Below are 12,127 nucleotides of genomic sequence, written 5' to 3' on the forward strand. Positions count from 1 at the left end.
GCCATCCCCGGCTATCATGTCACGCTGATGCCGGGGTGCCGCCACAGGCGCCCGGGATCCCATCGCCCACCATCCAATGCCCGCGACAGACGGGCCCAAGGAGGAGACATGCGCAGCACTGCCCCTTTGACCGAAGGGAACCTGATGTGGACGCCGTCCGAGGCGTTCCGCGACGGCAGCCAGGTCGCCGCCTTCATACGCTGGCTGCGCGCCGAGCGCGGCCTCGCCTTCGATGACTACGACAGCCTGTGGCAGTGGTCGGTCACCGAGCTGGAAGCCTTCTGGGACGCGGTGCGCGCCTATTTTGACGTCCGTTTCGACACGCCGGCGGCGCAGGTGCTGGACCGGCGCGTCATGCCGGGCGCACGCTGGTTCGAGGGCGCCACGCTGAACTACGTGCAGCAGGTGTTCCGCCACGCCGGCACCGGCGCGGCCCGCGAGCGCACCGCCATCCGCTACGCGGGCGAGGCGCAACCCCTGGCGGAAATGAGCTGGGCGGGGCTTGAAGCGCAGGTCGCCTCGCTGGCGCATGCGCTGCGCCGGATGGGCGTGCAGCGTGGCGACCGCGTCGCCGGCTACCTGCCCAATATCCCCGCCACCATCGTCGCCTTCCTGGCCACCGCCAGCCTGGGCGCGGTCTGGTCCGGCTGCGCGCCCGACATGGGCCAGGTGGCGGTGATCGACCGCTTCCGCCAGATCGAGCCCAGGGTGCTGATCGCCGTCGACGGCTACCGCTACGGCGGCAAGGCCTACGAGCGCGGGCCGGTAGTGGCGGACCTGGTAGCCGCCCTGCCCTCGCTGACCGACCTCGTGCTGGTGCCGCAAATCGGCGCCAACGTACCGGCGCTTTCCGGCGTACGCACCCACGCGTGGCCTGACGTGCTCGCGCACGACGTGCCGCTGGCGATCGAACCGGTGCCCTTCGACCATCCGCTGTGGATCGTCTATTCCTCCGGCACCACCGGCATGCCCAAGCCGATCGTGCATGGCCACGGCGGCATCGTCATCGAGCAGCTCAAGCTGATGGCGTTCCACAACAACCTCGGCCCGGACGACGTCTTCCACTGGTACAGCAGCAGCGGCTGGATCATGTGGAACGCGCAGGTCGCCGGCTTGCTGCTCGGCACCACCATCGCGCTCTATGACGGCAACCCGGCCTGGCCCGACGCCGGCGTGCTGTGGCGCTTTGTCGACGATGCGGGCGTGACCATGTTCGGCGCCGGCGCGGCATTCTTCACCAGCTGCATGAAGGCCGGCATCGAGCCCGCGCGCATCGCCGACCTGTCGCGGCTGCGCGCGCTGGGCTCGACCGGCTCGCCGCTGCCGGTCGAGGCCTACGACTGGATCTACCGCCATGTGCGCGAAGACATCTGGCTGGTGCCGATGTCGGGCGGCACCGACTTTGCCGGGTCGTTCGTGGCGGGTTGCCCGCTGCTGCCGGTCTATTCGGGCGAGATGCAGTGCCGCTGCCTCGGCGCCAGGGTGGAAGCGTTCGACGACAACGGCCAGCCGCTGGTCGACCAGGTCGGCGAGCTGGTCTGCACCGAGCCGATGCCGTCGATGCCGCTGTACTTGTGGGGCGATGCCGGCGGCAAGCGCTACCGCGACAGCTATTTCGACACCTATCCCGGCGCCTGGCGGCACGGCGACTGGATCAGGATCACAAAGCGCGGCGGCGCGGTGATCTACGGGCGCTCGGACGCCACCATCAACCGCCACGGCATCCGCATGGGCACCAGCGAGCTGTACCGCGTGGTGGAAGACCTGCCGGAAGTGCTCGACAGCATGGTGGTCGACCTGGAATATCTGGGCCGGGAATCGTACATGCCGCTGTTCGTGGTGCTGCGCGAAGGGCTGGTGCTCGACGACGCCCTGCGCGACACCCTGCGCGCGCGCATCCGCGAGGCGCTGTCGTCGCGCCACGTGCCCAACGAGATCGTGCAGGTGCCGGGCGTGCCGCGCACGCTGTCGGGCAAGAAGATGGAAGTGCCGATCAAGAAGCTGCTGCTCGGCCATGCGCCCGCCGGCATCGCCAACCGCGATGCCATGGCCAACCCGGATACGCTCGACTGGTACTTCGACTACGCAGCGCGATTCCTCAAGGCGCGGCAAGCCGAGTCGGCCACGGCATAGGCGCGGCGGCGGCCGCTAGAACTCGACGTCCAGTTCGCTGATCTCGTCGGGTTCCGCGCGCGCCGCCGCGATCCATTCCTGCAGTTCCGGCATCGCCAGGATCTGCTTGCAGTAGGCGACAGGCTCGGGGTCGAGCATCACGCCGTAGGTGACAAAGCGCGTCACCACCGGCGCGTACATGGCGTCTGCCATGGTGCGCTGGCCAAACAGGTAAGGCCCGCCGTAGCGCGTCAGGCACTCGGTCCAGATAGCGGTGATGCGGTCGATGTCCGCCTGCGCGCGCGACCACACCTTCATCCCCGGGAAATTTCCCTTCAGGTTCATCGGCAGCGCCGAGCGCATCGCCGCAAACCCGGAGTGCATCTCGCCGCAGATGGCGCGGCAATGCGCGCGCGCGGCGCGGTCCTCGGGCAGCAGCCCGGCCTTGGGACGGATCTCGTTCAGGTATTCGGCGATGGCGAGCGTGTCCCACACCGTCACGCCCTGGTGGCGCAGGCAGGGCACCAGGATCGACGGCGACAGCAGCAGGATTTCGGCGCGCGCGGCGGCGTCGTCCGGCGGGATCAGCACTTCCTCGAACTCCAGGCCGGCAAAGCGCGCCAGCAGCCAGCCGCGCAGCGACCACGACGAATAGGTCTTGCTGCTGATGGTGAGTGTGGTCTTGCTCATCACGCCTCCTTAGCGGCGCACCAGGATGGTGCGCTGGTGCGGCACCGTGCGGCACCAGCCTGATGCCTGCGCCCCGGCACACATCATCAGGCGATGCCCCGCCGGTGCGGCGGGCGCAGCCTGCACAACTTTGCGCAGGGATCGCTGCATTGCGCGTGGCACCGCGCAAAGCGCATGCCAGGCGCGCGCCAATGGCATATATATTGCGGCATGGGGACACCAGAACCACGGGGGCCCAGCCATGCTGTACTGCGCGTACCAGACTTACGCGGACATCATACTGCCGGCATGTACGCTGGCGGAACTGGCCGCGGCAACACTGGCCGCCCATCCCAGGGCGGGCGGTTTCGATGCCGTACGCACGCTGCGCGCCGCCTGCGAGATCGTTGCGCTCGGGCGCCTGACGCACCATCGCCCGGCCTTCGGCATCGACAGCGCGATGGTCGCCGGCCAGCCGGTGCCGGTCAACGAGGAAGTGGTGCTGCGCACGCCGTTCTGCTCGCTGCTGCACTTCCGCCGCCACGGCATCGGCGGCCAGCCGCGCGTGCTGCTGGTGGCGCCGATGTCCGGCCACTTTGCCACGCTGCTGCGCGGCACCGCGCAGACCATGCTGGCCGACCACGACGTCTATATCACCGACTGGCACAATCCGCGCGATATCCCGCTGATGGCCGGGCGCTTCGGCTTCGATGAATTCGTGCAGCACCTGATCCACTTCCTGCAGGCGCTCGGCGGCGGCACGCACGTGGTGGCGGTGTGCCAGCCCACCGTGGCCGCACTGGCGGCGGCGGCCATCATGGCCGAGGACGGCGATCCCGCCCAGCCGCCCAGCCTGACGCTGATGGCCGGCCCGATCGACGCGCGCGTCAACCCCACCAAGGTCAACGAACTGGCCACCAGCCAGCCGATCGACTGGTTCGAGCGCACGCTGATCGGCATGGTGCCGCTGCGCTTTGCCGGCGGCATGCGGCGCGTCTACCCTGGCCATGTGCAGTTGCTGGCGTTCATGAGCATGAACCTGGAGCGCCATGAGCAGGCGCTGCGCGAACTCTACGCTCATCGCGAGCGCGGCGAGCACGACAAGGCCGACGCCATCCGCGACTTCTATGTCGAATACTTCGCCACCATGGACCTGACGGCGGAGTTCTACCTGGAAACCGTCAGCCTGGTGTTCCAGCGCTTCCTGCTGGCGCAGGGGCTGCTCGACGTCGCCGGACGCCGCGTGTGCACGCGCGCCATCCGCCGCACCGCGCTGCTCACGGTCGAGGGCGAGCGCGACGACATCTGCGCCATCGGCCAGACCGTGGCCGCGCAGGACCTCTGCCAGAGCCTGCGGCCGTACATGCGCATGCATCACGTGCAAACCGGGGTCGGCCACTACGGCGTATTCAACGGCAAGCGCTGGGAAACGCAGGTGTACCCGCTGGTGCGCAATACCATCTACACGAGCAGCTGAGCCTTCCGAGCCTTCCGAGCCGTCCGCCCGGTCGCGCTCTGGGCATTGCACTGGCTTATCATGGCGGCTGCTCGCGCCGGGTGCGGCGCCCAGGACCACCATGCCATTGCTCCAGACACAAGACTTCCAGGGCCAGACGCTGGTCCGGATCGGCGCTGCCGACAACTTCCTGCTGCTCGCCCCGCAATACGGCGGGCGCCTGGTGCGCTGGGTGCACCAAGGCGAGGACATTCTCTACTGGCCCGACAACGCTGACTGGACCCGCCCGGCCAAGGTCCGCGGCGGTAATCCGCTGCTGTTTCCGTTTATCGGCCGGCACTTCGTGGATGGCGTCGCCGGGCAGTGGCGCGACCGGCAAGGCACCGTGCACACGCTGGCGCAGCATGGCTTTGCGCGCGACCTGCCGTTCGAGGTCAGCACGATCGATTCAGCCCGGTCGATCACCATGACGCTGCGCGACAGCGCGCAGACGCGGCCGGGCTACCCCTATGCCTTCGTGTTCGACGCGGTGTACGCACTGTTGCCCGACGGGCTGGAGGTGACGCTGCGCACCACCAACACCGGGGACCAGCCGCTGCCCTGCTACCCCGGCCACCACTTCTACTTTGCGCTGCCGCACGCGCAGCGTGCCGCGTCGACGCTGGCCTTGCCGCCCGCCGATCGCGTGCGCCAGTTGCCCGACGGCGCGCCCGGTCCGGCCGAAGCGGGCGAGCCTGCCTACCATCTAGACGACCCGCGCCTGCAGGACACCTACCACGTCTTCCACGACGCTGCCGGCGCCATGCTGTCGACGCCGGTGCGCGCCATCGCCTTCGAACTCGACGTTGCCGGCAGCGTGCATTGGCACGCCGTTACCACGTGGTCCGAAAGCGAACAGTCTGATTTCTATTGCGTGGAACCGTGGGTGGGATTGCCCGATGCGATCCACCACGGCCAGGGGTTGCGCCGGCTAGCGCCGGGCCAGTCGGAAAGCGCCGTGTGCCGGCTGCGCGTGACGGCCTGAGCCAAGTCGGGCGGGCGGCGCCTCAGTGCTCGAAGTCCAGCCCGCCGATCAGGATGGCCGGATCCGCCTGCGACAACGAGCCAAAATCGATGCCGCGCGGCTCCTGCCATGCGCGCAGCTTGCCGGGCAGCGCCGCCAGATAGCCGGCGAAACGCGCCTCGCCACCGGCGGCAAACAGGCGCTGCACTTCCAGTCCATCCCACGCCAGCGTGACGTCGAGCGGATGCGCATGGCGCCTTAATTCCGCCGGCCCGTCGCCCGTCATGCGCAGGCGTGGCGGGTGGTTCGGGGCCTCGGCGGGCAAGGCATGCAACTGCACGCGCCGGAGCTGCCTGCCGATGGCATCGGCGATGCGGGGCAGGCATTCCGCTTCAAAGCGGGCGTAGAAGTCCGTGGTCAAGGTGGGGGCGTCCTGACGTTGCGAGTCGAAGGCGCCGGTTGCCCGATATGGCGCGCCGGCGCTGCCAGCCACTATACGCCGCCGCGCGCGCCAGCGGACGACCGGTACACCTGGAAGCCCAGCCCCGGCGACAGTACCCCGGTCTCCCCCTCCTCCAGGTTCACGGCCCGCAGGCTGCCATTCGCCATCGACTCCGCCGCAAACTCGGCGATGTTGCGCAGCCGGGCCGCGGGGATGCCGCCCGCGCTGAGCCGCGTTTCCAGTTCCGCCGCCGTGCTGCCGGCCACGGCCCGCGCAATCGCCTGCTTCAGTGCGGCCGGGTCACGCGAGCGCACGAAGGCAGGCAAGGCGCCGGCATCTAGCGGTGTGTCAAAAAGCGCCGGATCCCGCGCAAGTTCGCCCAGGCCGAGCGCATCCAGCAGCGCCAGCAACTGCCTCGGCGTGTTGGCGCCGATGGCAAGCCAGCCGTCCTGCGTGCGAAAGAAATCCGCAGACGGGCTGCCCGAGTAGCCCTGGTTGCCTTGCCGGACCGGCACCGCACCGGTGGTCATGGCATCGCAGGTCATCGGGTACATCAGCTGCATGCCGGCGGTTGCCATCGACACATCGAGCAGCATGCCGTGCCCGCTGCGCTCGCTCTCGCGCACGCCCGCCAGGATCGCAAAGGCCGCCAGCATGCCGGTGGCCGAATCGATCACGGGGAAGCCCGTCTTCAGCGGCGGATCGCCTTCGCTGCCGCCCATCCACGCCATGCCGGTGGCGGCCTGCACCACGTGGTCGTACGCCGGCCGGCCGTGCCAGTCCGGCGCGCCGCGGCCAAACCCGGAGATGCTGCAATAGACCACGCGTGGATTGCGCGCGCGCACCGCCTCGTAGCCCAGGCCGAAGCGCTCAAGCACGCCCGGCCGCAGGTTGTCGACAAAGACATCGCAGCGGCTGGCCAGCGCCAGCGCGTGCTCGCGCGCGGCCTCTTCCGAAAGATCCAGCGCCAGCGACGACTTGCCGGCATTGAGCGCGACAAAGGCGGCATGGCCTCGTCCCGCGCGGCGCATCACGTCGCCGCCGCCGGCGTGTTCGACCTTGGTGACCTGCGCGCCCAGCTGTGACAGCAGGAACGTGGCGAACGGCCCGGCAATCACGTGCGAGAAGTCGAGCACGCTGATGCCGGACAGCGGCACAAAGGCGGTATGTTGGGTAAGCGTCATGGCGGGCCTTATTCGAGGGTGATGCGGTTCTTGTCGATGACGCGGCGCATGCGCGCGGTCTCGTCGGCGACCACCCGCGAGAACGCCTCGGGCGTCGGCGTCGGCGCGAGCGCCGCGCCCATCTCGGTGTAGAGCCGGCGCAGGCCGGGATCGGCCAGCGCCTTCAGGATCGCCGCGTGCAACTGCGCCACGATCGGCGCCGGCAGGCTGGGCGGCGCCCACACGCCACTCCACGCATCGAGGTCGAGATCCTTGCGCCCGAGCGCCTCGTTCAGCGTCGGCACCTGCGGGAGAACTGCGGCGCGGCTGGCCGACGTCACCGCCAGCGCGCGGACCTTGCCGGCGGCAAGCTGCGGCAGCGCCGTCGTCGCCACGGGGAAGCCGAACTGCGTATCCCCTTTGAGCAGCGACGGCACGATCTCCACCGAGCCTTTGTACGGCACGTGCACCACGTCGATCCCCGCGGCCGCGGCAAACGCCGCGCCCGACACATGCGCCGCCGAACCTATCCCGCCGGAAGCGTAGTTCAGTGCGCCGGGCGCCCGCCGGGCCGCCGCAACGAGGTCGGCCACGGTCCGATACGGCGAGCCGGCGCCGACCACCAGCACCGCCGGGCTGACGCCGACGCGGATGATGTGGGTGAATGCCGAGGGATCGAATTTCGCGCCCGGCTGCAACAGCTTCTGCGTGACGTGGGTGGAAGCGCCGAGCATCAGCGTGTAGCCATCGGCAGGCTGCTGCGCGACGAACTCGGCCGCAAGGATGCCGCCGGCACCGACCTTGTTCTCGACCACGACCGGCTGGCCGAGTTGTTGCGCCAGCACCTCGGCCAGCTTGCGGGTCTGGATGTCGGGACCGCCGCCGGCCGCGTAGGGCACCACCAGCCGTATCGGCCGGCTGGGATACGGCTGCGCCGCGCGGCTCGCCCCGGGCAGGCCCAGCGCGCCGGCGGCCGGCAGGGCCAGCATCGACTTCAGCAGCAGGCGTCGCATGGGGCTGCGCCCGCCGGGATTGGTTTGCATCGCGGTCTCCTCACTGGTTTGACCCGATTGTCCGGCCCGGCATCATTCGAAACAATTATCCAGTTTTGATGGAGTCATCACGATTCGTTATGAGCAAAGCGCCTTCCGCACCCGCGTCGCCAAACCGCATCGACCGGCTGCGCATCCGTCACCTGCGGCTGCTCGACCTCGTCGCCCGCAGCGGCTCGCTGACCGCGGCAGGCGAGGCGCTGCACATCAGCCAGCCCGCCGTCACCAAGATGCTGCAGGAACTGGAGCAGGCCTTCGGCTGCCGGCTGATCGAACGCACCACGCGCGGCGGGCGCCTGACGGCGGCCGGCGAACGCGCACTGGAGCGGCTGCGCGTCGTGCTGGGCGCGATCGATGCCGCCGGCGAGGCGCTGCAGGCCAACCCTGAAGTGCCGCTGGTGCGGCTGGGCATGCTGCCGCTGGTGGGCGTCGAGGTCCTGCCGAAAGTGGTCGCGCTGCTGCGCAACCAGGGCACGCTCCCGCGGCTGGCCGTGCGCGAACAAACCGTGGGCGGCCTGACCGCGCTGCTCGGCAACGGGGAACTGGACTGCGTGATCGGGCGGCTGCAGAAGGAAGAGGTCACCCAGTTCCAGGCGCGGCTGCACATCACGCCGCTGCGGGATGAATACCTGGCCGTCGCCTGCGCACCCGACCACGTGCTGGCCCGGCGCCGCGATACCAAGCTGGCCGACCTGCACGCCGGTCCGTGGATCCTGCCGCCGCGCGGCACCCACACCCGCGACGTGTTCGAGCAACCCTTCCTCAATGCCGGGCAATTGCCGCCGACGCCGCATATCGAATCGGCCTCCTTCCACAGCAACCTGGCCATGACCGCCGCTGGCGGCTTTCTTACGGTGGCGCCGGCAAGCGCGCTGGCGCCCTATGTGGCGATGTCGATGGTGCGGGAAGTGCGGCTGCGCACGCCGTTTGCGTCGGGCCGCCTAGTCTTCATTACCCCGGCGGAGTCTGAGAGTCCGCCCGCCGTGGCCGCGCTGCGGCAGGCGCTGGAGACGGTCGCCGGGATCGAACCCGCACCGCCGGCACGCAAGCCGGTGCAACGTGCCGGCCGCTCACGCCCTGCCCCGCCCAGCGGGGGATGAGTGGCATAAAAGACACCCCCACAATGGCCCAGCATGCCGCCCGGCTTGCACTCCCTTGCCGATCCCGCATAGAATCACGGCTCCGCGGGCGTCGTATAATGGCCATTACCTTAGCTTCCCAAGCCGCAACGGCTTGACCAAACCCACTGTTCATGCGGGTTACACACGCGAGTTTTCGCGGATGTTCATTATCCCCACCGAATCTGCGCGTTTTCGCGCGATGCCAGTTCCGCCCCCACTCAGCATCAGGAAAAGCCATTGATATAGGGGGTGGAATTACGGTGCACATCGACGCGACTGTTAGCGCCGAGCCTTGTATCGAGAAACTGCCTCTTCCGCTTGTGTCTGCGCATTATAGATGCTGAGCGCACAAAGCCCAGAGCCGGTGATCGAGACAGCAAGCAATATGGCATCTGTTACCGAGGGATTTTTCCAATCCCCCGCCCACGCCGCCATGGATATTGATAGAAATATAAAACCCCAAAGCAAGGCAACGTGAAAGCCAAGCCGCAGCCTCCAGTAATCCGGCCATTGCTGAAGTATGCCCTCCTTGTCTTTTTCAGGAAAGAGTAGCTTCCGCCCAGCGGTCAATGACCAAACAAACAACGCTGCCGGAACCGCGATGACCCACTTAAGCTGATCATCAGATATCCGTATCCCACTTATGAGGTGCGAAACTTGGTCCGAAAAGGTAGCCCTCAGTAAAACGCCAATAACCACAACAAGCATTTCCGGGCCCACAAAGAAAAATCTCAAAAATTCGGCCACTCGCTTCATGGATGCCTCATATCTCTTTCCACACTTGTTCTGCGAAAGTGTTTCTCCGCCTCCGCGGCCAAATCATCAGGTACAGGCTCCTTTGAAAACAAGAAGGCCTTTTGCGTATCAGAAGTTCTGATGACAACCTCCTCACCATACTGATCCCCAACCACACGCCCGGATCCGTAACCGTCCGCTGCCATCAGAATGGCCGCATCGCCAATGGCAACTTCCCTGTCGGGCTCATATGTATGATCCTCAAGAATCTTCGATACCAGTTTCGCGATATTGGTAGCAAGACCCTTTACGCCCTCCTGTGACTCTTTGACCGTTACTTCCGAGGCATTCCGTTCTTCTATGTAACGATTCAATGATCCCCACAGTCGCCCAAACAGTGGATTAGGGGGATGGACGCGCGCCGATATTTCCCGAATCCGATCGAGAGATTGTAACTTCACCCCAAAGGCGCGATAATCTGACACAGCCTCTATAGAGCAACCCACAAAGAAATTGTCATACGTCGCCTCGATTACTTCCTTAAAGCGCCTACTGAATGTATCCGCCTCGATGTGATTCCATACGTGCATATAAGCGATGCCGGAATATTCGGGAAGATAAACAAAATTAGCGCTGGCAATAAGAAGATTCGGCGCAATCGCCTCGACCTCTGATCTCGTGGAGGTATCCACGACAGTCACGTGCCCTTCGTCAGAATACTTTGACAACCGACCGAAAACAAATGGCAATCTTTCCGTCCGTCGGTCCACGACACTGGTAATAGTCCACCTTGACTTTCCAACCATTATCGTGCCCGCATTCACTATCGCATTCATTAGGCGAACCTGATCGAGAGTGCCCTGCTTAATTACTCTGCCGAGATAATAACGCCCTCGTCTTTCCATGCTTTCTTTAACCCCAGTTCTCCAAGACCAACAGAGTGCATCATGAGGCAGTTTCGTGCAACCCCCTGTTTGCAAGGCTCTTGCGAATCGGAAAGCAACGCGCGGCAGCGGTCCCTCATGCCCGGAACGACGCGCGCGCAAGTGGCAAATGCGCGACAATACGGAATCACGATTCCACGAGGAGATTCGGGTGACCACATTGGTTTTCTCATACGCGCACGCAGACGAGGGGCTGCGCAATGAATTAGAAAAGCACCTGTCCGGGCTCCAGCGCCTGGGATTGATTCAGACGTGGCATGATCGCCGCATCATAGCGGGCCAGGATTTCGCCGCTGAGATTGATTCTCATTTTGAGGCTGCGGACGTAATCCTCTTGTTAATCAGCCCGGATTTTATCGCGTCCGAGTATTGCTACAACATCGAGATGACGCGTGCGCTCGAACGTCACCAGCGGGGCGAGGCAGTGGTTATTCCAGTGATCCTCCGTCCGTGTCACTGGCACGCACTGCCCTTTGGGAAGTTACTGGCCGCCACTATCGACGGAAAGCCGGTTACGCATTTCCCCAGTTGGGATGACGCGTTTTACCAGGTGGCAGAAGCCATTAAGCGCGCCATTGCAACGATAGCTGAAAGGGCGCCCGCTACTGGTGGTGCACCAGCGGCCCTTACGACAACGGTGATACCCACTGCGACGCAAACGGATATGGCTACTGCTCATGCGCCGCGCTCCAGCAATCTACGAATCCGGCGCCATTTCACAGATCGTGACCGCGACCAGGCGCGAAGGGACGGATATCAGTCCGTCTCGGGCTATTTCGAAACGTCCTTGGCGGAGTTGAAGGAGCGCAACCCTGACATCGATATCCATTTCGAGCGCACAACGACACAGGCGTTTGAGGCCTCGATCTACGTCGAAGGCAAACGCGAGTGCCACTGCGGCGTATGGCTGGGCACCAGCAGCATCATGGGCGGCGATATTGGCTTCAGCTTTGGCGGCGTCACGCCCAACAGCTTCAACGAGACCATCTCCCTTACTGATGACGGTTACACCATGGGATTTCGTCCTCTCGGGATGGCTTTTTACGGCGCTCATTCCGAGGCGTTACTGACGCCAGAGGGTGCGGCCGAATACCTGTGGAGCATCTTTATTCGCCCGCTACAGCCGTAGCAACTGCGCAGGTTCGCAATCGGCAGCGGAGCCACTCCTCCCTGTCACAAGCGGTAAGCGGGTACCGATGAAACGCGACGGAGTCGCACTCGGGTGTTTGATACCTGTGGCGACCCTCACCTGCGAGCCCACTTCAACATGCCGCACTCTCACCACCGGACCCTGCCGATTCAGCGGACTCTTGGTGCCGCTCGCAGCTAGCGCGTCCGTTCAGCAATCGCCCCGGCTGCCCGCAGCATTCGCATGTTCGGGAAGAAAGAGCAGCGGACATCGCCACGATACCTGCAGTTATATCGTCGCC

General features: G+C 65.7%; 12 protein-coding genes. 5 read left to right on the forward strand and 7 right to left on the reverse strand.

Going from position 1 to position 12,127, the window contains the following annotated elements; genetic code table 11:
- The first annotated feature begins 108 nt into the window (after window positions 1–108).
- Complete coding sequence (locus JTE92_RS25705; RefSeq protein ID WP_063240511.1) at window positions 109–2,133, forward strand: acetoacetate--CoA ligase; 2,025 nt, start codon at window positions 109–111, stop codon at window positions 2,131–2,133.
- Between the two features lie 15 nt (window positions 2,134–2,148).
- Here JTE92_RS25705 and JTE92_RS25710 read toward each other — a convergent pair whose 3' ends face one another.
- Window positions 2,149–2,802, reverse strand: coding sequence for a glutathione S-transferase family protein (locus JTE92_RS25710; RefSeq protein WP_029045441.1), 654 nt, complete (start codon window positions 2,800–2,802; stop codon window positions 2,149–2,151).
- A gap of 9 nt (window positions 2,803–2,811) precedes the next feature.
- Window positions 2,812–2,952 carry a hypothetical protein gene (locus JTE92_RS25715; protein ID WP_157096929.1) on the reverse strand — a complete coding sequence of 47 codons (141 nt, stop codon included), beginning with the start codon at window positions 2,950–2,952 and terminating at the stop codon, window positions 2,812–2,814.
- 91 nt (window positions 2,953–3,043) lie between these two features.
- On the opposite strand from JTE92_RS25715, the gene JTE92_RS25720 reads away from it, so the two are divergent.
- The gene (locus JTE92_RS25720) at window positions 3,044–4,258 is read left to right on the forward strand and encodes a polyhydroxyalkanoate depolymerase (protein ID WP_063240512.1); all 1,215 of its coding nucleotides are present in this window, start codon (window positions 3,044–3,046) and stop codon (window positions 4,256–4,258) included.
- A gap of 100 nt (window positions 4,259–4,358) precedes the next feature.
- Complete coding sequence (locus tag JTE92_RS25725; protein ID WP_063240513.1) at window positions 4,359–5,261, forward strand: aldose epimerase family protein; 903 nt, start codon at window positions 4,359–4,361, stop codon at window positions 5,259–5,261.
- A gap of 22 nt (window positions 5,262–5,283) precedes the next feature.
- Here the strand turns inward: JTE92_RS25725 and JTE92_RS25730 are convergent, their stop codons facing one another.
- The 3 genes from JTE92_RS25730 to JTE92_RS25740 form a co-directional block, all read right to left on the reverse strand.
- Complete coding sequence (locus JTE92_RS25730) at window positions 5,284–5,661, reverse strand: DUF5594 family protein (protein WP_063240514.1); 378 nt, start codon at window positions 5,659–5,661, stop codon at window positions 5,284–5,286.
- 71 nt (window positions 5,662–5,732) lie between these two features.
- Entirely contained in the window at window positions 5,733–6,866 is a 1,134-nt protein-coding gene (locus tag JTE92_RS25735; protein ID WP_063240515.1) for a CoA transferase, read from the reverse strand.
- An 8-nt stretch (window positions 6,867–6,874) separates the two neighbouring features.
- The gene (locus JTE92_RS25740; RefSeq protein ID WP_063240516.1) at window positions 6,875–7,888 is read right to left on the reverse strand and encodes a Bug family tripartite tricarboxylate transporter substrate binding protein; all 1,014 of its coding nucleotides are present in this window, start codon (window positions 7,886–7,888) and stop codon (window positions 6,875–6,877) included.
- A gap of 89 nt (window positions 7,889–7,977) precedes the next feature.
- Between JTE92_RS25740 and JTE92_RS25745 the strand changes: the two genes are divergently transcribed.
- A complete protein-coding gene (locus tag JTE92_RS25745; protein ID WP_116386810.1) occupies window positions 7,978–8,997 on the forward strand; it encodes a LysR family transcriptional regulator in 1,020 nt (339 codons plus the stop codon).
- Between the two features lie 300 nt (window positions 8,998–9,297).
- On the opposite strand, the gene JTE92_RS25750 is transcribed toward JTE92_RS25745, so the two are convergent.
- Window positions 9,298–9,774, reverse strand: a complete 477-nt coding sequence (locus tag JTE92_RS25750) for a hypothetical protein (RefSeq protein ID WP_147318576.1) — start codon at window positions 9,772–9,774, stop codon at window positions 9,298–9,300.
- On the reverse strand, window positions 9,771–10,445 hold the full coding sequence (locus tag JTE92_RS25755; protein ID WP_147318577.1) for a hypothetical protein: 675 nt from the start codon (window positions 10,443–10,445) through the stop codon (window positions 9,771–9,773). Before JTE92_RS25755 ends, JTE92_RS25750 begins: the two co-directional genes overlap by 4 nt.
- A gap of 361 nt (window positions 10,446–10,806) precedes the next feature.
- Between JTE92_RS25755 and JTE92_RS25760 the strand changes: the two genes are divergently transcribed.
- Window positions 10,807–11,826, forward strand: coding sequence for a toll/interleukin-1 receptor domain-containing protein (locus JTE92_RS25760; protein ID WP_198065748.1), 1,020 nt, complete (start codon window positions 10,807–10,809; stop codon window positions 11,824–11,826).
- The last annotated feature ends 301 nt before the right edge of the window (window positions 11,827–12,127 follow it).

It is taken from the genome of Cupriavidus oxalaticus (assembly GCF_016894385.1).
Taxonomy (GTDB): domain Bacteria; phylum Pseudomonadota; class Gammaproteobacteria; order Burkholderiales; family Burkholderiaceae; genus Cupriavidus; species Cupriavidus oxalaticus.

Coding starts and splice junctions, on each gene's coding strand:
- JTE92_RS25715 (WP_157096929.1), bottom strand. CDS start 2,952: ATGCAGCGATCCCTGCGCAAAGTTGTGCAGGCTGCGCCCGCCGCACCG.
- JTE92_RS25725 (WP_063240513.1), top strand. CDS start 4,359: ATGCCATTGCTCCAGACACAAGACTTCCAGGGCCAGACGCTGGTCCGG.
- JTE92_RS25750 (WP_147318576.1), bottom strand. CDS start 9,774: ATGAAGCGAGTGGCCGAATTTTTGAGATTTTTCTTTGTGGGCCCGGAA.
- JTE92_RS25705 (WP_063240511.1), top strand. CDS start 109: ATGCGCAGCACTGCCCCTTTGACCGAAGGGAACCTGATGTGGACGCCG.
- JTE92_RS25735 (WP_063240515.1), bottom strand. CDS start 6,866: ATGACGCTTACCCAACATACCGCCTTTGTGCCGCTGTCCGGCATCAGC.
- JTE92_RS25710 (WP_029045441.1), bottom strand. CDS start 2,802: ATGAGCAAGACCACACTCACCATCAGCAGCAAGACCTATTCGTCGTGG.
- JTE92_RS25745 (WP_116386810.1), top strand. CDS start 7,978: ATGAGCAAAGCGCCTTCCGCACCCGCGTCGCCAAACCGCATCGACCGG.
- JTE92_RS25740 (WP_063240516.1), bottom strand. CDS start 7,888: ATGCAAACCAATCCCGGCGGGCGCAGCCCCATGCGACGCCTGCTGCTG.
- JTE92_RS25760 (WP_198065748.1), top strand. CDS start 10,807: ATGCGCGACAATACGGAATCACGATTCCACGAGGAGATTCGGGTGACC.
- JTE92_RS25720 (WP_063240512.1), top strand. CDS start 3,044: ATGCTGTACTGCGCGTACCAGACTTACGCGGACATCATACTGCCGGCA.